The organism is Mycobacterium novum (assembly GCF_010726505.1).
Lineage (GTDB): Bacteria > Actinomycetota > Actinomycetes > Mycobacteriales > Mycobacteriaceae > Mycobacterium > Mycobacterium algericum.
Genome location: NZ_AP022562.1, coordinates 1,787,785 through 1,812,896 on the forward strand (window position 1 = coordinate 1,787,785; position 25,112 = coordinate 1,812,896).

At 69.0% G+C, this 25,112-nt stretch carries 24 protein-coding genes and 1 pseudogene; 11 read left to right on the top strand and 14 right to left on the bottom strand.

What is annotated here, in order from left to right; all coding sequences use genetic code 11:
• Positions 1-37 precede the first annotated feature (37 nt).
• On the top strand, positions 38-1,237 hold the full coding sequence (locus G6N19_RS08235) for a lysylphosphatidylglycerol synthase transmembrane domain-containing protein (protein WP_408632468.1): 1,200 nt from the start codon (positions 38-40) through the stop codon (positions 1,235-1,237).
• Between the two features lie 19 nt (positions 1,238-1,256).
• On the opposite strand, the pseudogene G6N19_RS21200 reads toward G6N19_RS08235, so the two are convergent.
• Positions 1,257-1,607, bottom strand: a pseudogene (locus G6N19_RS21200) (hemophore); the annotation flags it as partial.
• Positions 1,608-1,976: 369 nt separating this feature from the next.
• Between G6N19_RS21200 and G6N19_RS08245 the strand changes: the two are divergent.
• Both G6N19_RS08245 and G6N19_RS08250 read left to right on the top strand, forming a co-directional pair.
• Positions 1,977-4,961: an MMPL family transporter gene (locus G6N19_RS08245; protein ID WP_193466128.1), complete on the top strand. Its 2,985-nt coding sequence runs from the start codon at positions 1,977-1,979 to the stop codon at positions 4,959-4,961.
• Positions 4,958-5,449: a helix-turn-helix domain-containing protein gene (locus tag G6N19_RS08250; protein ID WP_013827108.1), complete on the top strand. Its 492-nt coding sequence runs from the start codon at positions 4,958-4,960 to the stop codon at positions 5,447-5,449. Before G6N19_RS08245 ends, G6N19_RS08250 begins: the two co-directional genes overlap by 4 nt.
• A 9-nt stretch (positions 5,450-5,458) precedes the next feature.
• On the opposite strand, the gene G6N19_RS08255 is transcribed toward G6N19_RS08250, so the two are convergent.
• Positions 5,459-6,172 carry a hypothetical protein gene (locus tag G6N19_RS08255; RefSeq protein WP_013827107.1) on the bottom strand — a complete coding sequence of 238 codons (714 nt, stop codon included), beginning with the start codon at positions 6,170-6,172 and terminating at the stop codon, positions 5,459-5,461.
• Positions 6,169-6,846 carry a hypothetical protein gene (locus G6N19_RS08260; RefSeq protein ID WP_013827106.1) on the bottom strand — a complete coding sequence of 226 codons (678 nt, stop codon included), beginning with the start codon at positions 6,844-6,846 and terminating at the stop codon, positions 6,169-6,171. Before G6N19_RS08260 ends, G6N19_RS08255 begins: the two co-directional genes overlap by 4 nt.
• A 52-nt stretch (positions 6,847-6,898) precedes the next feature.
• On the opposite strand from G6N19_RS08260, the gene G6N19_RS08265 reads away from it, so the two are divergent.
• Positions 6,899-8,950 carry a M13 family metallopeptidase gene (locus G6N19_RS08265; protein ID WP_083036783.1) on the top strand — a complete coding sequence of 684 codons (2,052 nt, stop codon included), beginning with the start codon at positions 6,899-6,901 and terminating at the stop codon, positions 8,948-8,950.
• Between the two features lie 41 nt (positions 8,951-8,991).
• Here the strand turns inward: G6N19_RS08265 and G6N19_RS08270 are convergent, their stop codons facing one another.
• From G6N19_RS08270 to G6N19_RS08285, 4 genes are all read right to left on the bottom strand, one after another.
• The gene (locus tag G6N19_RS08270) at positions 8,992-10,140 is read right to left on the bottom strand and encodes a L,D-transpeptidase (protein WP_193466129.1); all 1,149 of its coding nucleotides are present in this window, start codon (positions 10,138-10,140) and stop codon (positions 8,992-8,994) included.
• Positions 10,141-10,302: 162 nt separating this feature from the next.
• Positions 10,303-11,514, bottom strand: a complete 1,212-nt coding sequence (locus G6N19_RS08275) for an MFS transporter (protein WP_041316703.1) — start codon at positions 11,512-11,514, stop codon at positions 10,303-10,305.
• A gap of 79 nt (positions 11,515-11,593) precedes the next feature.
• Positions 11,594-11,887, bottom strand: coding sequence for a copper-sensing transcriptional repressor RicR (gene ricR / locus G6N19_RS08280; RefSeq protein WP_013827102.1), 294 nt, complete (start codon positions 11,885-11,887; stop codon positions 11,594-11,596).
• On the bottom strand, positions 11,884-12,459 hold the full coding sequence (locus G6N19_RS08285; protein ID WP_013827101.1) for a DUF305 domain-containing protein: 576 nt from the start codon (positions 12,457-12,459) through the stop codon (positions 11,884-11,886). Before G6N19_RS08285 ends, ricR begins: the two co-directional genes overlap by 4 nt.
• A 76-nt stretch (positions 12,460-12,535) precedes the next feature.
• Between G6N19_RS08285 and ilvD the strand changes: the two genes are divergently transcribed.
• Both ilvD and G6N19_RS08295 read left to right on the top strand, forming a co-directional pair.
• Entirely contained in the window at positions 12,536-14,233 is a 1,698-nt protein-coding gene (ilvD, locus tag G6N19_RS08290) for a dihydroxy-acid dehydratase (RefSeq protein WP_013827100.1), read from the top strand.
• Between the two features lie 125 nt (positions 14,234-14,358).
• On the top strand, positions 14,359-14,736 hold the full coding sequence (locus G6N19_RS08295) for a group I truncated hemoglobin (protein ID WP_013827099.1): 378 nt from the start codon (positions 14,359-14,361) through the stop codon (positions 14,734-14,736).
• A gap of 22 nt (positions 14,737-14,758) precedes the next feature.
• Here the strand turns inward: G6N19_RS08295 and G6N19_RS08300 are convergent, their stop codons facing one another.
• Positions 14,759-15,418 carry an O-methyltransferase gene (locus G6N19_RS08300; protein WP_013827098.1) on the bottom strand — a complete coding sequence of 220 codons (660 nt, stop codon included), beginning with the start codon at positions 15,416-15,418 and terminating at the stop codon, positions 14,759-14,761.
• A gap of 121 nt (positions 15,419-15,539) precedes the next feature.
• Between G6N19_RS08300 and mymT the strand changes: the two genes are divergently transcribed.
• The gene (gene mymT, locus G6N19_RS08305) at positions 15,540-15,689 is read left to right on the top strand and encodes a copper-binding metallothionein MymT (protein WP_081465452.1); all 150 of its coding nucleotides are present in this window, start codon (positions 15,540-15,542) and stop codon (positions 15,687-15,689) included.
• A 42-nt stretch (positions 15,690-15,731) separates the two neighbouring features.
• Here mymT and G6N19_RS08310 read toward each other — a convergent pair whose 3' ends face one another.
• The 3 genes from G6N19_RS08310 to G6N19_RS08320 are packed head-to-tail and all read right to left on the bottom strand — an operon-like array spanning position 15,732 to position 17,881.
• Positions 15,732-16,238: a TIGR04338 family metallohydrolase gene (locus G6N19_RS08310; RefSeq protein WP_041316694.1), complete on the bottom strand. Its 507-nt coding sequence runs from the start codon at positions 16,236-16,238 to the stop codon at positions 15,732-15,734.
• Positions 16,235-16,996, bottom strand: a complete 762-nt coding sequence (locus G6N19_RS08315; protein WP_041319345.1) for a DUF2786 domain-containing protein — start codon at positions 16,994-16,996, stop codon at positions 16,235-16,237. The genes G6N19_RS08310 and G6N19_RS08315 overlap by 4 nt, the downstream gene beginning before the upstream one ends.
• 45 nt (positions 16,997-17,041) lie before the next feature.
• A complete protein-coding gene (locus G6N19_RS08320) occupies positions 17,042-17,881 on the bottom strand; it encodes an alpha/beta hydrolase (RefSeq protein ID WP_041319343.1) in 840 nt (279 codons plus the stop codon).
• Between the two features lie 47 nt (positions 17,882-17,928).
• On the opposite strand from G6N19_RS08320, the gene G6N19_RS08325 reads away from it, so the two are divergent.
• Both G6N19_RS08325 and G6N19_RS08330 read left to right on the top strand, forming a co-directional pair.
• On the top strand, positions 17,929-18,672 hold the full coding sequence (locus G6N19_RS08325) for a glucose 1-dehydrogenase (RefSeq protein WP_013827094.1): 744 nt from the start codon (positions 17,929-17,931) through the stop codon (positions 18,670-18,672).
• A gap of 68 nt (positions 18,673-18,740) precedes the next feature.
• Positions 18,741-19,865, top strand: coding sequence for an NDMA-dependent alcohol dehydrogenase (locus tag G6N19_RS08330; protein ID WP_013827093.1), 1,125 nt, complete (start codon positions 18,741-18,743; stop codon positions 19,863-19,865).
• 4 nt (positions 19,866-19,869) lie between these two features.
• On the opposite strand, the gene G6N19_RS08335 is transcribed toward G6N19_RS08330, so the two are convergent.
• Both G6N19_RS08335 and G6N19_RS08340 read right to left on the bottom strand, forming a co-directional pair.
• Positions 19,870-20,415: an LppA family lipoprotein gene (locus G6N19_RS08335; protein WP_232062576.1), complete on the bottom strand. Its 546-nt coding sequence runs from the start codon at positions 20,413-20,415 to the stop codon at positions 19,870-19,872.
• Positions 20,416-20,435: 20 nt separating this feature from the next.
• Positions 20,436-22,343, bottom strand: coding sequence for a putative alpha/beta hydrolase (locus G6N19_RS08340; RefSeq protein ID WP_013827091.1), 1,908 nt, complete (start codon positions 22,341-22,343; stop codon positions 20,436-20,438).
• Positions 22,344-22,467: 124 nt separating this feature from the next.
• Here G6N19_RS08340 and G6N19_RS08345 point away from each other — a divergent pair, with 124 nt between their 5' ends.
• Positions 22,468-23,190 carry a pirin family protein gene (locus G6N19_RS08345; protein WP_013827090.1) on the top strand — a complete coding sequence of 241 codons (723 nt, stop codon included), beginning with the start codon at positions 22,468-22,470 and terminating at the stop codon, positions 23,188-23,190.
• A gap of 133 nt (positions 23,191-23,323) precedes the next feature.
• Complete coding sequence (locus G6N19_RS08350; protein WP_013827089.1) at positions 23,324-24,400, top strand: phosphodiester glycosidase family protein; 1,077 nt, start codon at positions 23,324-23,326, stop codon at positions 24,398-24,400.
• 36 nt (positions 24,401-24,436) lie between these two features.
• Here the strand turns inward: G6N19_RS08350 and G6N19_RS08355 are convergent, their stop codons facing one another.
• The gene (locus G6N19_RS08355; RefSeq protein WP_041316691.1) at positions 24,437-25,036 is read right to left on the bottom strand and encodes a hypothetical protein; all 600 of its coding nucleotides are present in this window, start codon (positions 25,034-25,036) and stop codon (positions 24,437-24,439) included.
• Positions 25,037-25,112: the final 76 nt, after the last annotated feature.

The following is a 25,112-nucleotide window of genomic DNA, read 5'->3' on the forward strand; positions in this document are numbered from 1 at the left end:
GCCGGATATCGCTGTCACGCGGCTAACCTCTAATCCCGTGTCGCACCACGTAATCGACGTCCCGGCCGGGGCTCCGCAACGTCCGGCCGGTGCCCGCAACTGGGTTCGTCCGGTCATCGCCGGGCTTGTCGCAGTGGTGCTGACGGTTGAGATCGTGCTGGTGTGGGACCAGCTCGCCACGGCGTGGGGCAGTCTGTGGCGCGCCGACAGCCGCTGGCTGTTCGGCGCGACCCTGGCGGCGGCGGCATCCATGCACAGCTTCGCGCAGATCCAGCGCACCCTGCTGCGCTCGGCCGGGGTGCACGTCACGCAGTGGCGATCCGAGGCGGCCTTTTACGCCGCCAACTCGCTGAGCACCACGCTGCCCGGCGGTCCGGTGCTGTCGACCACCTTCCTGTACCGCCAACAGCGGCGCTGGGGCGCTTCGCCGGTGGTGGCGTCCTGGCAGCTGGTGATGTCGGGGGTGCTGCAGGCGGTCGGGCTGGCGCTGTTGGGCCTGGGCGGCGCCTTTCTGCTGGGTGCACGCGACAATCCGTTCTCGCTGCTGTTCACCCTCGGTGGTTTCGTCGCGCTGCTGCTGCTGGCCCAGGCGGTCGCGTCGCGCCCGGAGTTGATCGACGGCATCGGGGTGCGCGTCCTGTGCTGGTTCAACTCGGTACGCGACAAGCCCGCCGACACCGGCGTGACTACCTGGCGCCGAATGCTGGGGCAATTGGAGTCGGTCAGCCTGGGCCGCCGGGATGCGTCGACGGCATTCGGCTGGTCGTTGTTCAACTGGATCGCCGACGTCGCCTGCTTGGCGTGCGCGGCCTACGCTACCGGCGGCAGCGCGTCGGTGGCCGGATTGACGGTGGCCTATGCCGCCGCCCGCGCCGCGGGAACGATTCCGCTGATCCCAGGCGGACTGCTGGTCGTCGAGGCCGTATTGGTCCCGGGCCTGGTGTCCAGCGGCTTGAGCTGGCCGGATGCCATCTCCGCGGTGCTGGTCTACCGGATGATCAGTTGGTTGCTCGTCGGCGCCGTCGGGTGGGTGCTGTTCCTCTTCGTCTTCCGCACCCAGGATTCCGGCTGCCGGGACACTCCCGGCTGCGAAACCGCCGTCAGCGAACCGCGATCGGTTGGGTCACTCCCCCGGCCGGCGGACCGCTCACCGGCAGGCCACCGCCGGGCAGACCTCCCGGCAGGCCACCCTGGGCCTGGGCGGCCTGCAGCAGCCCGAGCACCTGCGGCAGGTTGACCGCCAGCTTGCACCGGTCGCTCACCTCGGTCACCGGTGCGGTGATCTTGGCCAGGTCGTCGCCGACCTTCGGATTGGCGTCAAAGTAGCTCTTGAGGTCCGCCAGCGTCTGCGGGCCGGGCTGCTGCTGCAGCGCCCCGGTCAGCACCTGGTTGGTGTCCGGGTGGGAGTCGAGGTAGTCGCCGGTCGAGGTGACGGCCTTGCCGACGGTCCGGGCGAGCTCGCTGGCCACGCAGGGATCCTTGGAGGCGGTCGCCGACGGCACCGACGGCACCGACAGCAGGGCGACGGTCGCGGCGCCGCCCACCAACAGGGCGGCGACGGCGCCGAGGGTCCGCGTGCGAAGCAGGACGGCACGGGTGGTGTTCACGAATTCTCCTCACAACTGGTGAGATTTCCGGCGGTTCCGCCACGTTGCGGAGACGTTCGGCTGGTCGGATGTGGCGGGACGTCTCCCGGCAGCAGCGGCACGATCGGACGGGGCCGTCGTCGCCGAATCTCTTGCTCGCGGAACTACACCGCTCGCCGAACCCGGCGGGACCGCTCGCCATCCTGTCAGCATCGGCAGTACGCCGCCACCCGAGCGCACGTCGGCCTGGTCACAGTGCGGTTCCCGGACCGCATCGGACCAGCTCAGAGGCGACGAGAAAGCGCCGGCGCCACCGCTTGCTGCGGTAGGCTCGCAGCACGCGACGCACCGGTGCGGGCGAGAGCGGGGAGAACCGAAATCCAGCAGTTCATGATGCGCTTCAGCAGCAACCTGCGCAGATTCCGCTGGGTGGTCTTCACAGGTTGGCTTCTGGCTGTGCTCCCATCGCTCTATCTGGCCGCCAACCACTCCGGTCACCTCACCGGCGGGGGCTTCGAGGTCGAGGGATCGCAGTCGCTGTATGTGCAGTATCAACTCGAGGATCACTTCCCCGACCAGGGTGCCTCGCCGCTGGCCCTGGTGGCGGCTCCGCGCGCCGACGCCACCTACCACGACATGCAGGACGCCGTGGCGCTGTTGCAGCGTGTCGCCGGCGAGGCGCCCAGCGTGACGGTGGTTCCCGATCAAATGCAGCCGCCGCCGCGGCCCGACCGGCCCTATGTGGTGTCGCTGCGGGTGGACTTCGACAACACCGGCGCGGTCGACATCGCCAAGAAGCTGCGCGCCAAGCTGGGCGTGGAAGGCGAACACCCCGGCCGGATCGAGAACGGCTCGGTGAACCTGTATGTGATCGGGCAGGGCGCTCTGGGGGCCGCGGCGTCGGCCAAGACCAAGCAGGACATCGCGGCGGCCGAACAGTGGAACATGCCGATCGTGCTGATCGTGTTGCTGGCGGTGTTCGGCTCCCTGGCGGCCGCCGCCATCCCGCTGGCCCTCGGGATCGGCACGGTGATCGTCACGATGGGGCTGGTCTATCTGCTGTCGATGTTCACCACGATGTCGGTGTTCGTCACCTCGACGGTGTCGATGTTCGGCATCGCGCTGGCGATCGACTATTCGCTGTTCATCCTGATGCGCTATCGCGAAGAACTGCGGGCCGGCCGCCAACCGCAGGAGGCCGTCGACGCGGCGATGGCGACGTCCGGGCTGGCGGTGGTGCTGTCCGGCCTGACCGTGGTGGCGTCGCTGACCGGCATCTATCTGATCAACACCCCGGTGCTGGTGTCGATGGCCACCGGCGCGATCCTGGCCGTCTCCGTCGCGGTGCTGGCGGCGGTCAGCCTCACTCCGGTGGTGCTGGCCGTGTTCGGCCGCCCGGTCGCCAAACGGTCGGCGCTGCTGAATTGGTCGCGCAGCCCGGCCGCCCAGTCGCGCTTCTGGACCCGCTGGACGGCCTGGGTGATGCGCCGCCCGTGGGTGTCGGCACTGCTGGCCGCCGGATTGCTGCTGACGCTGGCGGCGCCGGCGCTGTCGCTGGAACAGGGCAACAGCATGCTGCGGCAGTTCGACTCCTCCCACGAGATCCGGGGCGGGGTGGCCGCGGCGGCCCAGGCACTGGGTCCGGGTGCGTTGGGGCCGGTCCGGGTGCTGGTCACCATTCCCGGCGCGGACGCCTCGGCACCCTCGCACGCCGAGACGTTCGCCGCGGTGCGCCAGGAGATGAGCCGCGCGCCCAATATCGCCTCGGTGTCGCCTCCGGTCTTCGGCGACGACGACAGCAGTGGGCTGCTGTCGGCGGTGCTGTCGGTCGACCCGGAGGACATGGCCGCCCGCGAGACCATCGACTGGATGCGCGACCAGCTGCCGGCGGCGGCCGGTTCGTCGTCGGTGCGGGTGGATGTCGGCGGGCCCACGGCGTTGATCAAGGATTTCGACGACCGGGTCGCGGCGACCGAACCGCTGGTGCTGGTGTTCGTGGCGCTGATCGCGTTCGTGATGCTGTTGATCTCGATCCAGTCGGTGTTCCTGGCGTTCAAGGGCGTCGTGATGACGGTGCTGTCGGTGGGGGCCGCCTACGGGAGCCTGGTGATCGTGTTCCAGTGGGGCTGGCTGGAGCGGTTCGGGTTGACACCGACCGGGTCGGTCGACAGCTTCATCCCACCGATCGTGCTAGCGATGACGTTCGGGCTGTCGATGGACTACGAGATCTTCCTGCTGACCCGGATCCGGGAACGCTTCCTGCAGTCCGGCAACACCCACGACGCTGTCGCCCATGGCGTGAGCACCAGTGCGCGCACCATCACCAGCGCCGCGCTGATCATGATCGCGGTGTTCATCGGCTTCGCGTTTGCCGGCATGCCGCTGGTCGCCGAGTTGGGGGTGGCCTGTGCGGTGGCGATCGCGGTCGACGCCACGGTGGTGCGGCTGGTGCTGGTGCCGGCACTGATGGCGATTTTCGCCGAATGGAACTGGTGGCTGCCGCGCTGGCTGGCCTGGCTGCTGCCGTCGGTGGACTTCGAGAAACCGCTGCCCACAGTGGATCTGGGTGATGTGGTGATGATTCCCGATGACATCTCCGCGCTGATCACCCCCAGTGCCGATCTGCGGGCGGTGGTGAAGTCGGCGGCCCGGCTCAAGGAACTGGTTCCCGATGCGGTCTGCGTCGGCGACCCGCTGGCGCTGCGAGGCTGCGGCATGGCCGAGGTGGCCACCAGCAAGATCGAAGCGCTGCCGGTAGCTGCGGCGACCGCGCCCGCCGGCGGTAAGGCGGTGGGCAACGCGCTGGCCAAGCTGGCCGGCGGCTGGCCGTCTCGTGGCGGTGGCGGCCGGGCCCTGCCCCGGACGATACGGCCGGTGCATCCCGTCACCGTGTGGCGGCGCCGGCTCGCGGTGGCCCTCGACGCGCTGGAGACCGAGTCCTGGGTCGCGAACGAGATCGGATTCGAGGGCCCGGCGTTGACCCGGTGCCGGCCGATGGAGACCGCGGCGGTCCAGCTGCCGACCGGCGACCGGCTGCAGGTCCCCACCTGCGCCGAGACGCTGCGCCTCAAGGGGTACCTGCTGATTTCGCGCAACAGCCCCCGGGACTACCGCGAACTGGCCGAGCTCGTCGACGTGCTCGACCCGCAAACCGTTGCTGCGGCACTCGGCGGGGTCGACAGGTACTACTCTGGGCAACCAGCCGACCGCCAATGGATGGCCACGCAGCTGGTCTGTCGGCTCGCCGACCCGGAACCGGTCGAACGCGAAGTGGACGACTCCGGCGACGGTGCGCCCCCGGCCGGAACGGACTGGGAACACGTCCGGGCGCGCTGCCTGGCGGTTGCGGTGTCGATGCTGGAGGAGGCGAGGTGACGTTGGCCCCGGACCGACGCCGTGCACCGCAGCCACCCCGGTCCGGCAGCACCGACCGGCCGGTGGAGTTCTGGTCGACGTCGGCCATCCGCGCCGCACTGCAGACCGGCGACATCGCCACCTGGCAGCTCATCGTGGTCGCACTCAAGCGCGACCCGTACGGGCGCACAGCCCGGCAGGTCGAAGAAGTCCTGGCGGGTACCGGGCCCTACGGCATCTCCAAGGCGCTGTCGGAGGTGCTGACCCGTGCCCGGGCCCACCTGGAGGCCAACGAGCGCGCCGAGGTCGCCCGCCACGTGCGAGTGCTGATCGAGCGGTCGGGCCTGAGCCAGGAGGAGTTCTGCTCGCGGGCCGGCGTGCCCGCCGACACGCTTCGCGAGTACCTCGACGGCACCGTCAGCCCGCCGGCCTCGCTGATGATCCGGATGCGCCGACTGTCGGACCGGTTCGTCAAACTGCAGACTCGCGGCGCACCCGACGTGCTGTAGCCGCCGGGGTCAGCGCGCGTGGATCGGTGACATCTCCAGCACCATCCACTGGCCGCCCCGCTTGGTCAGGGTCACCCGCACCGGCACCACCGCCTGCTTGACCTGCTGGTTCGCCACGGTCTGAACGCTGCGCAGCACCACCGCGACCCGAGCCGCCGACGGACCGAGCGCCTCGACGCCGGCACTGAGGTTCTGCGCGTCGACCGCGATGTTGCGGTTGGCCATCTCGGTGGCGGTCCGGCCGATGCTTTCCCGGAAGGCGTTGACCCGGTCCGGGACCATGAACGTCGCCGCCTTCTCGATCGACGCGTCCGGGTTGGCCGGTGACACCGTCGCCGCGGCCTCAGCCATGGCGACCGCCGTCTTGACCACCTCGCCGGAGTCCGCCTCCAGCTCCTGGTCCGGCACCGTCCAGCGCAGGTATCCGAGCACCGCCGCGGCCACCAGCGCCGAGGCGGCCAGGGCGACCACCCCCATGCGAAGGCCCGGCCGGTCGTCGTCGGTGCCGACCGTGACGGCATCGCGACGCAGCAGCAGGAAGTTCACCACCATGCCCTCGACGATGAGCAGCACCAGCACCGAGCAGACCGACACCCACCACAGCGGCCAGTCAAGCATCAGCCCGACCAGCAGCAGGCCACCGATCGCGGCCAGCGGCGCGGCGATGTCGAAGGCCAGCACCCGCCACAGCGTTCGCGACTTCAGGAGTCCCAGCTTGCTCATCGGATCGACCTCAATCGGGAAATCATCAGGTGCCCGTCCACGTCGGTGACGTCGAGGTGCAGCGCCCAGTGCACGGTCTGCGGTCGGCCTCCCACGTTCTCGGCGATCGAGGTGGCGATCACCATCACCGGGTCGGTGCGGCCGGGGCTCGGCGGCTGGTCGTTCCCGGCGGCCGGGTCGTCGAGGTTGTGGCGCTCCAACTCGATGGCGACCGCCTCGATCCGGCCACTGCTTCGGGACTGGATCTTCTGCACCACTTCCCGGTAGGGCTCCAGCGCGGCGTCGAACTCGCTGTTGAGTTCGCCGACGGTCTTGTCGCGCAGCCGCGTCATCCCCTTCTCGACGTTCTCGGCATTGAGGTTGATCAGCACGCTGGTCCAACTGGCGGCGGTCTGCAGCACCCGGCTGCGATAGGCGCGCTCGTCGACGTCGTCGCGGTGCATGCTCCAGGTGATCAAGCCGAACACCAGCGCGCCGATCGCGACCAGGCCCAGGAACGCCGATGCCAGTCCGTAGCCGGAGATGCCGCCCTTGGGCGCCTTGGCCGCCGGCGGGGCGCCTTTCTTGGTGGCGGGTTTCTGGTCGTCCCGGGGCGTCTCGACGGTGGTCTCGCCGGGTTCGACGACGTCGCCGTCCGCTGCGGTGGAGATGTCGGGCTGCTCCTCGTCAGGCATGGCGGTGACGCTACAGGACGGCTGTACGGTTCGCCGTGAAAGGATGGGCCCGATGATCTCACCAGCCACCCGTTCCGGCCTTGACCTCAGCCACCTCGACGGCACCATCCGCGTGCAGGACGACCTGTTCGGACATGTCAACGGCCGCTGGCTCGACGGCTACGAGATGCCGCCGGACCGCGCCACCGACGGTGCGTTCCGCGCCCTGTTCGACCGGGCCGAACGCCAGGTCCGCGACCTGCTCGCCGAAGCCGCCGGTTTGGCGAGTCTCGGCAGCGGAGCGGCGACGCTGGAACCGGCGCATCAACCCGCGGCCTCGGGCGCGGCGGCCGGCAGCGACGAGCGCCGGATCGGCGACCTGTTCGCCAGCTTCCTCGACGAACAGACCGTGGCCGAGCGCGGGGTGGAACCCCTGCTGGCGGAGCTTTCCGCGATCGACGCAGCCGGTGACCGTGACACCCTCGCGCGGGTGCTGGGCGCATGTCAGCGCACCGGGGTCGGCGGGGGCGTCGGCCTGTATGTCGACACCGACTCCAAGGACTCCACCCGTTATCTGCTGCACCTGACCCAGTCGGGTCTCGGGTTGCCGGACGAGTCCTACTACCGCGACGACCAGCACGCCGAGATCCTGGCCGCCTACCCAGGCCACATCGCCGCGATGTTCGCGCTCGTCTACGGCGGCGAGCCGAGCGGCTACGCCGCGGTCGCGGCCCGGATCGTCGCGCTGGAGACCAGGTTGGCCGGCGCGCACTGGGACGTGGTGAAGCGCCGCGACGCGGAGCTGGGCTACAACCTGCGCACCTTCGCCGGGCTGCCGCAGGAGGCACCCGGGTTCGACTGGGCGGGCTGGGTCGGCGCCCTGGGTGTCGCCGGCGATGTCACGACCGAACTGGTGGTACGCCAACCCGACTATCTGACTGCGTTCGCCGCGCTGTGGTCCTCGGTCGAGCTCGCCGATTGGCAGGACTGGGCGCGCTGGCGGCTGATTCACGGCCGCGCCGGGATCCTCACCGATGCGCTGGTCGCCGAGGATTTCGAGTTCTACGGTCGACGGCTGTCGGGCACCGAACAGATCCGGGAGCGGTGGAAGCGCGGCGTGTCCCTGGTGGAATCACTGATGGGTGATGCCGTCGGAAGACTTTACGTGGCAAAGTATTTCCCACCGGACGCCAAGGCGCGCATCGATGCGCTGGTCGCCAATCTGCGGGAGGCCTACCGGGTGAGCATCACCGGGCTGGCCTGGATGACGCCGCAGACCCGGGAGCGGGCACTGGCCAAGCTGGACAAGTTCACCGCCAAGGTCGGCTACCCCGCCAACTGGCGCGACTATTCGGCGCTGGTCACCGATCGCGCCGACCTGTACGGCAACTTCCTGCGCGGCTACGCGGTCAACTACGACCGTGAACTGGCGAAGCTGGGCTCCCCGGTCGACCGCGACGAATGGTTCATGACGCCGCAGACCGTCAACGCCTACTACAACCCGGGGATGAACGAGATCGTCTTCCCGGCCGCGATCCTGCAGCCGCCGTTCTTCGACGCCGACGCCGACGACGCCGCCAACTACGGTGGGATCGGCGCGGTGATCGGCCACGAGATCGGGCACGGGTTCGACGATCAGGGCGCCAAGTACGACGGCGACGGAAACCTGATCGACTGGTGGACCGACGCCGACCGCACCGAGTTCGGTACCCGCACCAGCGCGTTGATCGCCCAGTACGAGACGTATGTGCCGCGGGCGCTGCGCGACGGACAGCACGACTCACATGTCAATGGGGCGTTCACCGTCGGGGAGAACATCGGCGATCTCGGCGGGCTTTCGATCGCCCTGCTCGCGTATCAGTTGTCGCTGGACGGCGCCGAGGCGCCGGTGATCGACGGACTGACCGGAGTGCAGCGCGTCTTCTACGGCTGGGCGCAGGTGTGGCGCACCAAATCCCGTGATGCCGAGGCGATCCGGCGGCTGGCGGTGGACCCGCATTCACCGCCGGAGTTCCGCTGCAACGGGGTGGTACGCAACATGGACGCGTTCTACGAGGCGTTCGATGTCACGCCCGACGACGCGCTGTATCTCGAGCCCGCACAGCGCGTCCGCATCTGGAACTGACCCCCGGGCCCGGTTTTCCCCGGCGAGCAGAAAGGGTGCCGCTACATCTGCCAGTCTTGGGCGCCGTCGTTCTTGGTGTAGGTGCCGACGGAGTTCTTCACCACGACCGGGTCGCCGCTGCCGAAGTTGTCGTAGAACCACTTGGCGTTGGCCGGGCTCAGGTTGATGCAGCCGTGGCTGACGTTGCGCTTGCCCTGGTCATTGACCGACCAGGGGGCGCTGTGCACGAAGCCGCCGCTGTTGTCGATGCGGACCGCGTCCTGCACCGTCACCTTGTAGCCGTAGGTGGAGTTGATCGGCACCCCGTAGGTGGAGGAATCCATCACCAGCGTGGGGAACTTCTCCAGCACGTAGTAAGTGCCGTTGGGAGTCTCGTGCCCACCGCTCGACATGCCCATCGACATCGGGAATGTCTTCTCCAGCTTGCCGTTGCGGGTGATCGTCATCTGATGTGTCTTGTCGTCGGCAGTGGCCACCAGGGCATCACCGGTGCGGAAGCTCGACTTGGTGCCGGCCGCGTCGATGTTGACGGTGGTGTGGGCGGGCCAGAAGTTGAACGGGCGCCACCGGACCTGGCTGGGAGTCATCCAGTAGAACTTGCCGGGCACCGGCGGGTTCGACGAGATGTGGATGGCCTGTTCGGCCATCGCCTTGTCCGCGATCGGCCGCTGGAAGTTGATGATGATCGGCTTGGCGACGCCCACCATCGACCCGTCCAGCGGGTTGAACGACGGCGGCAGGAACGGCGCGGTGCCGGTGAACGGCTCGGGGTTCTGCCCGGCGACGGGGCCGGCCGCGACCGGAACCGCCCCCTGCTGTGCCACGCCGGGCTCACCGGGCTCACCCGGCTCGCCCGGTGCGGCGCCCGGCTCACCCGGTGCGGCACCCGGCTCACCCGGTGCGGCACCCGGCACCGGCGGCGCCGGCGGGGCGGGCTCCGGCGGAGGCGGGAACGCGAAAGGGTCCGCGGGCGGCGGTGGCGGCGGGGGCGGAGCGAACGGGTCCGGCGGCGGCAACTCCGCCGGGGCGGGCGGCGCAGCCGAATCGATCGGGCCGGCGTCCACCGCCGCCGGGTCGCCGGGCTGCTGCGGCGGGTCGGCCAGCGCCGCTCCGCAGCCCAGCGTGAGCACCGCGGCCATTCCCGCAGTGGACAGCCAGGCTCCGATACCCGCGAGCTTCCATCCCGACATGTGTGTACCTCCGGTCACAAATCTTGGCTTCAAGTGTGGCATAGGACGACTGTCAGCTAACTCGTACAGCGAGCGGAAAACACCCCGAAATGCCGGCCTACGCGCTACTGAGCTGCGGTTTCAGGCGCGCGTATAGTGGCGCACGTTACCGCGCCCTGCGCGTCAGGGAACAACGAAGAGGCGTTTGCTCGCCGCGACCCCCACCGCCGTGACACCCACCAGCAGCGCCGACGCGCTCAGCATCGCCGACGTTCCGGCCCATTCGAACAGCAAACCACCGGCCAGCGAGCCGCCGGTGATGCCGACCTGGAACGCCGTGACATACAACCCCGAGGCCCCGTCGGGGTCGTCGGGCGCGGTGCGCATCGCCGCGGACTGCAGCATCGGCGACACCGCCATCGCCATGGCGCCCCACAGCACGATCGCCGCGGCCCCGGCCACCGCGGTCCCGGTGGTGTGGTGGCCGCCGATCGAGAGCGCGGCCAACACGACGAACGCCGCGGACAGCGCGGCCATGCAGCTACCGGTGACGGCCTTGGGATGGTGGTCCAGCGGCCGGGCCAGCATCGACATCGCGACCAGTCCGGCGGCCCCGAAGGCGGCCAACAGCCAGGCCAACCGGGCCCCGGGTACACCGACCACGTCCTCGATGATCACCGCGATGAACGTGTAGGAGACGAAGTGGCCCGTGACGGCGATCAGCATCAGCGTGCTCACGCCCAACAACCGCCGGTTGCGGTAGTGATGGCGCCCCACCAGCGCCAGCTGGTCGGTGCTGAGCACCAGAGCCGGCAACGCGAAGCGCGCCGCCACGGTGATGGCCGCCGCGGCCACGGTGATCACCACGACGGCCAGCCGCCACCCCCACAGCAGGCTCATCGCCGATGTCAGCGGGATACCGACCACCAGCGCCAGGCTGGTGCCCACATAGATCGCCGTCGTCGCCCGGCCGGAATGGCTGGGCGGCACCAACCGGGTGGCGATCGGCGCCAGCACCGACCACATCAACCCGTGGGTGACCGCGCACAGCGCTCGCCCGCCGGCCAACACCGCGAAGCTCGGGGCCATCGCCGAGATCACCTGCGAGGTGGTCAGGCAGACCAGGGTGAGCAGCAGTACCCGGCGGCGCGGCCAGTGGGCCGTCCAGCGCACCAGCGGAATCGTCGTCGCCGCAGCAACCACCGCATACCAGGCCAGCAGAGTTCCGACCAGCGCTTCGCTGACGCCCAAGCCCGCCGAGATCGCCGGTAGCGCGCCGACCGGCAGGATCTCGGCGGTGGCGTAGATGAACGCGGCAGCGGCCAGGATCGCCAACTGCGCCGTGGTCCGCGGCGTCCACGGACCGGTTCGGGTTTTACCAGTTTCGACAGTCATGTTGTGGGGGCAGCGTCCAGCGGTGTGTGGCGCATCGCCCTCCCCGGAACTGCCGCGTCACATGGTAGCGGCGCGCCGGTCAGGAACGGACCAACCGCGCGATCGCGGCCGAGGCTTCGGTCAGTTTCGCGTCGGCCTCGTCCCCACCGGCGGTGACAGCCCCGCTGACGCAGTGCGCCAGATGTTCATCGAGCAGGTTGAGCGCGACCGAGCGCAGCGCACTGTTGACCGCGCTGATCTGGGTGAGGACATCGATGCAGTACTTGTCCTCGTCGATCATCTTGGCGATGCCGCGCACCTGCCCCTCGATGCGGCGCAGTCGTTTGGCGTAGTTGTCCTTCCGCGGGGAGTACCCGGGGGCATCGGTGGTCATAGCGTCCCCAACTGTTGGTTCATCTGATCTATCTCGGCCTGTTGCCGCACCGCCAACGACTGCGCGATGCTGATCGCCTCCGGGCTCTGACCGTGTTCGATCTCGTTGTGTGCCATCTTGATCGCGCCACGGTGGTGGGAGATCATCGACCGCAGCCACAGCTTGTCGAATTCCGAGCCCCGCAGGCCGCGCAGTTTGTCCATGGTGGCCTCATCGACCATGCCGGGGATGTCGCGCTTGTCGGTGGCCGTGTCGTGCTCGTCGGACGCTTCCCATTGCAGCAGCTGCGCCTGGCAACCCTGCAGTTCGACACGCTGCTGGGCGGCGATGTGGTCGGCGAGCGCCACCACCGCCGGATCGGTGCTCTGCCCGGGCACCATGGCCGTCAACTCCAGCGCCTGCTGATGGTGGATGACCATGTCCTCCAGGAAGGCGATGTCGCCGGGGCTGCCGGTGTTGGCCGCCGCCGAACTGCTCGATTCCTGCTGCTCGGGCGCCGGCGCCGAGCGGTGACAGGCGCCCGCGGAGATGCTGACGACGAGCGCGACGACGACCGCGAGGGCTGATCTCATGGGGCTATTTTAGCCGATACCCCCGCGGGGTATTTATTCGTTTTGTCCGCTCACCGCCGACCGGCATACTGAGCGGATGCCTGACTCCGTCGACATCAAGCCCCGCAGCCGCGACGTCACCGACGGCCTGGAGAAGACCGCCGCCCGCGGGATGCTGCGGGCGGTGGGCATGGGCGACGACGACTTCGCCAAGTCCCAGATCGGGGTGGCGTCCTCGTGGAACGAGATCACCCCGTGCAACCTGTCGCTGGACCGGTTGGCCAAGGCCGCCAAGGAAGGCGTCTTCGAAGCGGGCGGCTACCCGCTGGAGTTCGGCACCATCTCGGTTTCCGATGGCATCTCGATGGGCCACGAGGGTATGCACTTTTCGCTGGTGAGCCGCGAGGTGATCGCCGACAGCGTCGAGACCGTGATGTGCGCTGAGCGCCTCGACGGCTCGGTGCTGCTGGCCGGCTGCGACAAGTCGCTGCCCGGCATGCTGATGGCCGCGGCCCGGCTGGATCTGGCCGCGGTGTTCCTCTACGCGGGCTCCACCATGCCCGGCTACGCCCAGCTCTCCGACGGAACCGAGCGCGAGGTGACGATCATCGATGCCTTCGAGGCGGTCGGCGCCTGCTCGCGCGGACTGATGTCGCGTGAGGACGTCGACGAGATCGAGCGGTCCATCTGCCCGGGCGAGGGCGCCTGCGGCGGGATGTACACCGCCAACACCATGGCAAGTGCGGCCGAGGCGCTCGGTATGTCGTTGCCGGGCAGCGCCTCCCCGCCGTCGGCCGACCGACGCCGCGACGGCTACGCCCGGCGCAGCGGATCGGCCGTGGTGGAGTTGCTGCGGCGCGGCATCACCGCCCGCGACATCCTGACCAAGGAGGCGTTCGAGAACGCCATCGCGGTGGTGATGGCGTTCGGCGGCTCCACCAACGCGGTGCTGCACCTGCTGGCGATCGCCCGTGAGGCCGAAGTGGAGCTGACCCTGGCCGACTTCTCCCGGGTGGGCGCGAAGGTTCCCCACCTGGCCGACGTGAAGCCGTTCGGCCAGCACGTCATGTTCGACATCGATAAGATCGGCGGGGTGCCGGTCATGCTGAAGACCCTGCTGGAAGCCGGCCTGCTGCACGGCGACTGCCTGACCGTCACCGGAAAGACGATGGCGGAGAACATCGCCGAGCTCAACCCGCCGGTCGTCGACGGCAAGGTGCTGCACGCGCTGACCAACCCCATCCACCCGACCGGCGGCATCACCATCCTGCGCGGGTCACTGGCGCCGGAGGGCGCGGTGGTCAAGTCGGCGGGCTTCGACACCGATGTGTTTGAGGGCACGGCAAGGGTTTTCGATGGCGAGCGGGCGGCACTGGATGCCCTCGAGGACGGCACGATCAGCGCGGGTGACGCCGTGGTGATCCGCTACGAGGGTCCCAAGGGGGGGCCGGGAATGCGCGAGATGCTGGCGATCACCGGTGCGATCAAGGGCGCCGGCCTCGGCAAGGACGTCCTGCTGCTGACCGACGGCCGGTTCTCCGGCGGGACGACGGGATTGTGCGTCGGCCACATCGCCCCCGAGGCGGTGGACGGCGGGCCGGTGGCATTCCTGCGCGATGGCGACAAGATCCGCCTCGACGTGGCCAACGCGACCTTGGACGTGGTGGCCGACCCGGATGAATTCGCTGCCCGCGCCGAGGGTTTCACTCCCCCGCCACCGCGCTACACCACCGGCGTGCTGGCCAAGTACCGCAAGCTGGTCGGTTCGGCGGCCATCGGCGCGGTCTGCGGATAGCGCGACGCCGGTGGACACCCGGCGTGAGATGTTCTTTCGACGATCGTGACTCCGCTTTAACTGCGGTGAAACGAGCCGGCGGTGTGCTGGTTGAGACAACGTTCGCAACCTCGAGGACGCCTCAGATGACTTGCATCTACGACGAAATCGGCGGTGCTGCGGCGCTGACCGCGGTCGTCGACGAGTTCTACGAGCGCGTATTGGCCGACGCCCGGCTTGCCGGCTACTTTCGCAACAGCGACATGGCCCGCCTCAAAAGCAGGCAGGTCTCATTCTTCGCGGCAGCGCTCGGCGGCCCCGAACCCTATCGGGGGTTGTCGATGGCCGACGCCCATCGCGATCGCAACATCGGCCGATTGCAGTTCGACCTGGCGGTCGGTCATCTCACGGCCGCGCTCACCGCTTGCGAAGTGCCCGAGGCGACCACCGCGGAGATCATCGCGGCGATCGCGCCGCTGGCCGACGACATCGTGACGGACCGGCGCAGCGCCGCGCTGGGGTGACCGACGGCCGCCGCGGCCCCGACTACGCCACCACGGCGATCGCGAAGCCGTCCCAGCCCTTGGCCCCGACCGTCTGAATAGCGGCGGCCTGCAGTCGCGGGTGCTCGCCCATCAACTCCAAGACATCCCGGCTACCACGTGCCGTCGCGTCGCCGGACGTCGGCTGCAGGATCGTCCCCTCACGGATCACGTTGTCCACCACGATGACCGACCCGGGGCGGCACAGCCGCACCGCCCAGTCCAGATAGCCGACATTGTTCTCCTTGTCGGCGTCGATGAACACCAGATCGAACGGCTCGCCGGTCAGGCTCGGCAGGGTCTGAAGCGCCGGGCCGACGATCACCTGCACCCGATCGCCGACTCCGGCGCGGTCCAAATTGGCCCGGGCGACGTCGGCGTGCGTCGGCTCGTACTCCAGCGTGACCACCGCGCCGCCGGGTCCGACGGCCCGCGCCAGCCAGATCGTGCTGTAGCCGCCCAGGGTGCCGATCTCGAGGATGCGGGTGGCTCCGGTCGCCGTCGCGAGCAGGTTCAAGAACTTGCCCTGCTGCGCCGAGACCGCGATCGACGGCAGCCCGGCCGCTTCGCTGGCGGCCAGCGCTGCCTGCAGGTCGGGGTCGTCGCCGGCGAAGATGCGGTCCAGCAGGCTATCGACGTCGCGGGGCGTTGGTGTTTCGGTCACGTCCACCGAGGCTAGACGGCAACCATGATCTCCGCCTCCCAATATCTTTACCCCATACCCCTATGGGGTATATAGTCAGGCAGACCGGCGCCCAGCCGGCTGCAAGAGAAAGGTGCGACACATGACGAACTACGAAGCGGGAACCGTCTTGACATGCGGCCACGACGGGTGCGGATGCCGCGTCCGCATCGAGTCCCCGTGCCACTGTCAGGGAGCCGGCGAGGCCTACCGCTGCACCTGCGGTGACGCGCTGGTCCCGGTCAGTAGCTGAGGAGCAGCGGCGCCGGTGACGCCCAACGGTGATCGTTAGGCGTCACCGGACGCCCTCCTTGGCGAACACCACCCGCAGCACATAACCCACCTCCGGGCCCATCACCGACTCGGCCAGCTCGCAGAACGTCGCGACGAACTCCGGGCCGTGCGGCGGCCGGACATCACACAGATGGTGCGCGACCTCGTGCAGCACCACCAGTTCCCGCAACGCCCAGTCCGCGCCGCGTTGGTCCGGTACGGCGATAACGCCTGCCTCGCCGACCTTTTCGTAGTGGGCCGCCGTGACACCGCGGCGTGCGCGCACCGTCAGCATCGCGGTGTCCGGCCACCGGTCGCGTACCGCCGGCAGCGCCAGCACGTCGTCGAGATAGCGGCCGACCGCCGCCACCGAGCCGAAGCGGCCTTCCGGCGGCAGCGTTATGCCGGTACCGAAGAACTCCACACCGCGGGCCCCGGTTTCAGCCGCCCGATCGAAAAGGGCCCGCACAACCACCTCCGCGGCATAAACCTTGGCGCGTTGCGTGTCGCGCTCAAACTGCCCGCTCACCGCTCCAGCGCCGAGCGCGCCACCGACAACTCGGTGTCGTCACCCAGGCGCGCCCGCCGGCCGGCCCGGTCCCCGGCTCGCCGCGCCGCCGACGAATACCCGGCCGAGGCCCTGGTCGCGCGCCAGGTACCACGCGCCCGCGAAGCACCGCGGTAGAAGTCGGTGAGTTCAAGCTCCTTGTTGCGCAACGCGATCGCAGTCCCCGGTGGCCGATCGCGGTCCTTCTCGGCCGCCCTGCGGGTTTCATCGCGGGCCTCGGCCAGCCGCTGGCCCACCCGGGCGCCGAACGCCAGGTGGAAGTTCAACCGGGCGGTGATCGTCGGCGTCGGCCGATGCGCGCCGGTGGCGAGGTAGGCGTCGGCGGCCCGGACCATCTGGACGACCAGGCTGGCGTAGAGCGCATGCGTGGCGTCGATGTCCTCGGCGAAGCCGTAGGCGTAGACGAAGGTGGAGTTCGACGCCACGTCGCAACGCACGTCGTTGGCCGCGGCGATTCCGACGAACAGTTGTACGTAGGTGCGTAGGCCCTTGGTGCCGGGCGATCCGATGGTGATGGTGCGCTGCACCGGGGCGGTGGCCGGTGTCCGTTTGGTGGCATGCGCCCGGGCCACCGCCAGATCGATGGAGGTGGCGGTGGCCAACCGCTGTGCTGCCGCCATGAACGCGTCGGCTTCGTGGGCGTTGTCGGTCCCTTCGGCCTGGCGCAGCAGAGCGGCGATACGCGCCAGCATCTTGTCGTCGGATAGGGCGCTACTCATGGCGGCCACGCTAACCGACACCGGCGACATCGCGCCGACGGCGATTCACAGCCGCGCGTCGATCCAGCCCACCACGTCGTCGAGCACCTGTTCGCGTTCCGGTTCGTTGAACACCTCGTGGTAGAGGCCCGGATATACGGTCAACCGCACATCGGCGGACCCGACGCAGCCCACCAGGCGCTTGCTGCCCTCGGCAGGCACCAGACCGTCGTCGGCGCCATGCACCACCAGCAGTGGCGCCGTCAGTGCCTGCGCCCGCGACGGCATGGTCTCGCCGACCTTGATCAACGCCCGCGCCACACCGGCGGGAACCCGACCATGGTGCACCAGGGGATCCTCGTCGTAAGCCGCCACCACCGCCGGATCGCGTGAGACCAGGTGGGAGTCGAGCTTCTCGACCGGCAGGCCCGGGGTCAGCGCGCCGAGCGCTTTGGCGACGAACGCCAGCAACGGCGAGACGGTGCCGGCCATGTCCACCGCCGGCCCGGACAGCACCATCAACTGGTAGTCGTCGGGGCGGTCGACGGCGTAGCTGAACACGATCGCGCCGCCCATGCTGTGCCCGAGCACCACGCGCGGCAGCCCGGGGTGCTCCCGGGAGCCGATACCGGCGAGGGTGTGAAAATCGCCGGTGTATTCCGAGATGTCCCGGCACAGCACCCGCTTACCCCCGGATCGGCCGTGCCCGCGGTGATCCAGCGCGTAGGTCACCAGCCCGGCTTCGCCGAACCGCGCCGCGACGTGGTCGTAACGGCGGGCATGTTCACCGAAGCCGTGCGAGAGCACCACCACGGCGCGCGGCGCCGTATCCGGTGTCCAGGTGTCGTAGACGATCCGCACTCCCTGGACACCTTGGAAGGTTCGCTCGGCGCGGGTAACAGCCATCAGGGCAGCGTAACGGGCAAACATCGCACCCCGTAACCTGAGGCGCCATGGGACGAGTCGAGGGCAAGGTTGCGCTGATCAGCGGCGGCGCGCGGGGCATGGGCGCAACACATGCGCGGGCATTGGCCGCCGAGGGCGCGAAGATCGTGATCGGCGACATCCTCGACGAGGAGGGCGGCAAGCTCGCCGAGGAGCTGGGCGCCGGCACCGCTCGGTTCGCCCACCTCGACGTCACCCGGCCCGAGCAGTGGGACGCGGCGGTTCAGCTGGCCGTCGGGGAGTTCGGCAGCCTCGACGTCTTGGTGAACAACGCCGGAATCGCCAAATTCAACACCATCGAGAACTTCGACCTCGCCGGATGGCAACAGCTCATCGACGTCAATCTGACCGGCACCATGCTGGGCATGCACGCGGCGGTCGCGCCGATGAAGTCGGCCGGCGGCGGGTCCATCATCAACATTTCCTCGGTGGAGGGGATCCGCGGCTCCGCGGGCCTGTACGGCTACGTCGCATCCAAGTGGGGGGTGCGCGGGCTGGCCAAGGCGGCGGCCCTGGAACTGGCGCCGCACAACATCCGGATCAACAGTGTGCTGCCGGGGCTGATCCGCACCCGGATGACGATCGCCATCCCGGACGACTCGCTGCAGATTCCGCTGGGCCGGGCCGCCAAGTCGGCCGAGGTGTCGACCGCGGTGGTGTTCTTGGCCTCCGACGAGTCGGGCTACATGACCGGTGCTGACCTGGTGATCGACGGGGGCTTGTCCGTAGGCATCCCGCACAAGACCGACTAGAAGCTAGTTTACGCAGCTCAAGCGCTTGATCGCGGCATCTTTTATAACGTGTTCTATGATGGCCGATCATGAAGACCAAGGGCGCACTGTTATGGGAGCTGAACTCGCCGTGGCGGGTCGACGAGATCGAGCTGGGCGACCCCGTCGCCGGTGAGGTTCAGGTCCGGATGCACGCCGCGGGGATGTGCCACTCGGACTACCACGTCACCACCGGGGCGACCCCGATCGGTCTGCCGGCGCTCGGCGGCCACGAGGGCGCCGGGGTCATCACCAAGGTCGGCAAGGGCGTGACCGGCCTGGAAGAGGGCGACCACGTCGTGATGGCCTTCATCCCGGCTTGCGGTTCCTGCCCGCCGTGCATGAAGGGCTTCCGCTCGCTGTGTGACCGCGGGGCGGTCCTGCTGGGCGGCAAGGCGATCGCCGACGGCACCCACCGTATCCGCGCCGGTTCGCACGAGGTCTCCGCGATGAACCTGCTGGGCACCTTCGCGCCCTACATGACGGTGCACCAGGATTCGGTGGTCAAGATCGATTCCGACGTGCCGTTCGAGGCCGCGGCGATCATGGGCTGCGCGGTGCCCACCGGGTTCGGCTCGGCCACCAACGTCGCCGACGTCAAGCCCGGCGAGACCGTCATCATCGTCGGTGTCGGCGGCATCGGCATGAGCGCGCTGCAGGGCGCGGTGCTGTCCGGGGCACGGCGCGTCATCGCGATCGACCCGGTGGCCTTCAAGCGGGATCAGGCCGTCAAGTTCGGCGCCACCGGTGTCTACTCGTCGATGGCCGAGGCGATCATGCCGGTCATGGAGGAGACCTGGGGCCTGATGGCCGACAAGGTGATCATCGCCGTCGGCGACATGAAGGGCGAGTACATCGAAGAGGCGCTGACGCTGACCGCCAAGACCGGCACCTGCGTGGTCACCGGCATGGGGTCGATGGCCGACGCCGACGTCAAGCTGAACCTGTTCCTGTTCACGATGTTGCAGAAGACCTTGAAAGGCAACATCTTCGGCGGCGGTAGCTCACACATCGAGACGCCGCGGCTGGTCGGCCTGTACAAGTCCGGGCTGCTCAAGATCGACGAGATGATCACCACGACCTACAAGCTCGAGGACATCAACGCCGGCTACGCCGACATGGTCGACGGCAAGAACATCCGCGGCGTCATCACCTTCGACGAATCGGATTGGTAAGCGGTCACTTCTGCTCGCGCGGCAGCCGGCAGCCGGTGTAGCCGGAAACCACCAGGTTGCCCCGGTAGCCGACCTTGATGTACAGCCCGGCGGGGCCGTAGAACCCGACGTCGTGGTTGCCGGGCTGGTCCTGCATCACCTGGAGTTCGGTGGCGTCGAGCTTTGCCGCCGCGATCCTGGCGGCCTCCTGGATGCCCACCCAGTCCCGCTCGGATACCGCGACCCGGACCGCGACCTCGTCCGGTAAGAGGTACCCGCGCGCGTTGGCCTGCTCGTACGGCCGTCGCTGACAACCTTCACCCGAGCCCTCATGCGGGTTCTCCCAGACAACGCCGGAGATGAGTTCGCCTGCGGCCACGGTGATCTCCTTCATCGCGGCCTGCACCTGCACGCGGGTGTCCTCAAACGAGGGCAGCGATCGCAATTCTTCCAGCGCCTGGGCTGCTTCGGTGGGCGGGGTGGGCCCGTAAGGCTGGTTCACGTGGCATCCTCCTGTTAACGCGGCGGCGACCACCGTGACGAAAAGCAGCCGGTGGAATCGACCGTTCACACTGATGATGGTGTGGTGTCTCATTTGCCTTCAATCGGTTTCGTGCCGGCGAGGACGGCGGCGATGTTGTAGTTCGTCGTTCGCAGCCCGCCGCCGTCCGGGAAGCGCGGGTAGTCGCTGTGGCCGTGCGCTTCTTGCAGGCTGACCGTCCCACCATGGCCGTCGGGCACGGTGGCCGCCCCGGTTGCCAACTGGGTGAAGTTGGGATTCGTCGCCGGATTCGGGCCGAAGTCACCGAATTCGTCATTGAGGTAGGAACCCAGAATCGGAATGCCCTGACCGAACGTCCTTGCGTCGTACACCCATTGGATGGGGTCGTCGGGGGCTTCCATGGCGAACACCTGACCGGGCTGCAGATGCAACTGTTCGGGCGTGGCGGCCTCGATACCGGGAGATCCGTAGAACAGTGCCCGCGACACTCCGTGATCGCCGGGTTCCTGCAACGCCAGCCCGGTCGTCAGCGAGCCGTAGGAGTGCCCGATCGCGGTCAGATCGGCCGGACCACCCAGATGGGAGGCCTGGATCCCGTCGTAGAAGCGGGCCAGGTCGTGAGCACCGGCCCGGGCCAGGTCGTCGTGGGTGACTCCCCAGATACCCGCCAGCGATGCGCCCCGATCGTCGAACCCGGGCACTTGCGGCGGGTCATAACCGATCCAGGCGATAGCCGATACCGAGTCGTGCTCGTGCCCCGGAGACAGCCCCAGCTGCCGTAGCGCTTCGCCTCGCACGTGCGTCGCCTCATCGGTCATACCTCCGATGGCGCCGTGGACCGTGGTGTTGAGTCCCGGGGCGGTGACCGACACATGGGTGGCCTTGTCCGGGTCGCCGACGGCGATGGCAGCGCGGGCCTGCGTACCGCTTTCGGTGTCCAGCAGCATCAGTTTGCGATCGGGGCTGACCTGCAGTGCCGCGTCGACGGCCTGCAGATCGGGTAGGTACTTGGCGCCGTCGCGGGCGGCGTCGTATCGGCGTTGCCAGTTCTCGTAGGCGACCCGGTCGGCGAAGATCGCGCCCGGTTCGTTGGGCCGGGGAATGTTGTTGCCGGCCGCCCAGTCCGGGTGCTCGTTCTGCAGCGCGTCGGCTTGCGTCGCGGCGGCCCGCGCCCGAGTCAATTCGTCGGCGAGGTGCAGCCGGTTGTAGTGGTCGTAGCCCAGGTGGTCCGGCGGATCGCATGGCATGCCCGGGTGGTTGCCGATGTTGTGGTCGGAGTTGTAAAGCCAGTCCTTCTGTCCGGGGGTGAGGCTGTTCCAGTAGTCGTTGAAGGCCTTCGGGTCATCAGGCACCGGTCCCGGTGGCGGCGACGGGGCATCCGCATCGAACCTGCTCACCGCTGCGTCGGGGTCGTAGCCGTCTCTGACCCGCAGGTTGGTCAGGGCCTGCTGCAGAGCCTTGGAGTAGGTGTTGCGGATGACCGTGCCGTTGTGCAGGGCGGTGGCGGTGTCGTCCTTGGCCTGCTGGCGACACTGGTTGATCTCGGTGCTGCAGTCGTGGCCCTCGTTTTCCAGGTCGAGGTAGTGGCCGACGAGGTTGTCGAGGCCCACCAGGTTGGCGTTGAGCGCGGTGATATTGGCCTGCGACGCCGCGCGGGCCTGGGCCAGGGCGCCGGCGATGGTCTCCAGATCTGCGGCGATGCGGCCCAGTTGCTCGGTGCTGGCGTGCAGGCCGTCTTTGACGCGTTGCACGTCGGCGCCGTGGTTGATCGGCTGCTCACCGCTCTCGCGGTGGTACTGCTCGAAGTGTTGCCGGGCGGTGCGGAAGGTCTCCTCGGCGGCGGTCGCCGATCCGGCGGCCTGGTGGAACGCCTGGGCCAGGAAGTCGATCTGGGTGGGGCTGCCGGCCTGCAGGCTGTCGTCGACCGCCCAGGGGTCACCCCCCGCGTGGGCGATGAGCTCGGCGAGCTGCAGGTGCTGCAGGGTGGGGCGGCTCACGCGCCGGCACCGGCGTCATCGTGCGCGCCGGTCTCGACGAACATCGCCTGCCCCCTCCCTATCAGCTCGGCGGTTGCAGTGAGACTACCGGCAGCGGCCGTTTCGCACGTTAGCCTTGGGCATCATGACGGGTCTGCTCGACGTGCGGCGGGCCGCCGACCGGGCTGTCACCCGCGCGCCCTGGCTCAATTCGCGCCATTCGTTCTCGTTCAACGACTACTACGACCCTGCCAACACCCACCACGGGCTGCTGCTGGTCAACAACGACGACATCGTGGCGCCGGCTTCCGGCTTCGACGCCCACCCGCATCGTGACGCCGAGATCGTCACCTGGGTGCTGTCCGGTGAGCTGACCCACCGGGATTCGATCGGCAACTCCGGGGTGATCCGTCCCGGGCTGGCGCAGCGGATGTCGGCGGGCACCGGAGTCCTGCATTCGGAGCAGAACGAATCCACCACTGAGCCGGTGCATTTCATCCAGATGTGGATCGTGCCGGACATTCCCGGCCGCAACCCGGGCTATCAGCAGCAGCAGATCGGCGACGCCCTGGCGGGCGGCGGGCTGGTGGCCGTCGCCTCGGGCAGCGACCCGGACGCCGCGATCGCCATCGGGAACGCCGAGGCCACGCTGTACGCCGGCCGGCTGCAGCCGGGCCGCAGCGTCGAATTGCCCGACGCTGCCTACCTTCACCTGTTCGTCGCGATCGGCCGGGTCGATGTGGAGGGCGCCGGCGAGTTGGCCGCCGGTGACGCGGTCCGCGTCACCGGTGGCGGCGGTCAACGGGTGCGCGCCGAAGCGCCGGCGGAGATCCTGATCTGGGAGATGCACGCACGCCTCGGCGGCTGATCGCCGGGTAACCGATTCGCCACCGACGCGGCACAGTCCGATCACGGCACGCTGCCCCGACGGTTTCTGTGGCTAGCCTGGGAACTTGGTGTCTGTCGGTCCGGAGCCGAAGGGGCAAACAGCGTTGACTCCAATGGCTTTCGTGCGCCGGCTGGCGGCCGGCTGCAGCGCGATGCTGCTCTGCGCCACCCTGGCGATCGGCCCGGGCCTGCCGGCCGCGCGCGCCGCCGCCCAAGACCAGTTGGCCGCCGCAATCGCCCGCACCCCGGGCTCCTACCTGGTCTACAACTTCGGCAGCGGGCATCCCGCCCCGATGCTCAACGCCGCCGGCGAGTGGTACGAGATGTCCGGCGGCGGTCACCTGGTCGTGCTCAAGGCGGCGTCGCAGCGCATCGAGCCGCACCTGCTGGTCGACAGTCACCGCGGTGTGCAGAGCCGCTGCGAACGCGATCCGCGGGCCCGCACCAGTGAGGGGCTGCTGCAGGCCTCCGAGCTGTACACCCCGCTGCAGGCCTGGCAGGCGCTGGGGCGGCCGATGGTGGCTGTCAACGCCAACTTCTTCGACATCCGCGGCCAGCGCGGCGGATCCTGGCGGACCACCAACTGCAGTTCACCGCTGGGCGCCTACGTCGACAACACCCGCGGCAAGGGGCGGGCCAACGTCGCGGTCACCGGCACCATCCCCTACGCCGGCAAGCAGGGACTGTCCGGCGGCAACGAGCACTGGTCGACGCTGACCACGATGATCCTGCCGACCCGTGGCGCACCGTATGTGCTGTGGCCGCGCGGTGGCCGCGACGGCGGGGACTACGACGCGGCCGGGCCGACGATCACCGCCCTGGTGGAACGCGGGGAGCGGTTCGTCGCGGTGAGCGGGCTGGGGCTGCTGGCGCCCGGCGTCACCGGGCAACTCAACGACGGCGGGCCGAGCGCGGCGCGCACCGCCCTGGGCTATTCGGCGGCCAAGGACGAGATGTACATCTTCCAGGGCGGCCACTACACCCCCGACAATATGCAGGATCTGTTCCGGGGTCTGAACAGCGATCACGCCGTCCTGCTCGACGGCGGTTCGTCGTCGGCGGTCGTGCTGCGCCGCGACGCCGGCGGCATGTGGACCGGCGCCGGGGTGCCGCGCGGTTCGTGCGACACCGCCCAGGTGCTGTGCGACGCCCACGAACGGGCGCTGCCCAGCTGGTTGGCGTTCAACTAGCAGCGGGCCGCCGCCGCGGGCCGGCCGCGACATCGCTCAGGGCATGTCGACCTTGGCGGCCAGCCAGCGGCCGTTCACCTTCTCCATGGTCATCACGATGCGACTGCGATCGATCTTCGGTTGGGGGGAGGCCTTGTTGCTTACCGACTGATCGATGAACAGCATCACCTCGACCTTGTTCTTGGTGGCGGACTTGACCGCCGCGTCGATGACGGTGCCGTGTGCGGCGGCCTTGTTCTCGATCAGCAGTTGGCGGAGTTGCTCGCTGGAGGCGGCGTACATGTCCTTGAACTCGCCGGTCGCTCCGTCGAGGACGTCGGTGAAGTTCTTGTCGATCGCGGCCGGGTCCACCCCGGTCAGCACCAGGGCGTACTTCTCGGCCGTTTCCAGTGCCTGTGCGGCGGCCGCGGCACGCTGATGGTGGGCGAACAGTAGCCAGCCCTCGTAGCCGGCGACGATCAGGCCCACCGCCAACACCGCAGCGGCGATCCAGCGCAGCCGCGCTCGTCGCGACGCCGCGTCGGTCTGGTCGCCGGCCTCGTCAGGGGTTTGCTCGGCGGTGTCGTCGTCCAGAGCCTCGTCGGTGGCCTCGGGCTCGTCGGTGGCCTCGGGCTCGTCGATGGCCTCGGCTGCCATGTCCTCACGGTCCGACACCTCACACCACCCCTCCCTGGTCTCCCCGGACCGAGCCGTTCGGCCGCAACGCACCACG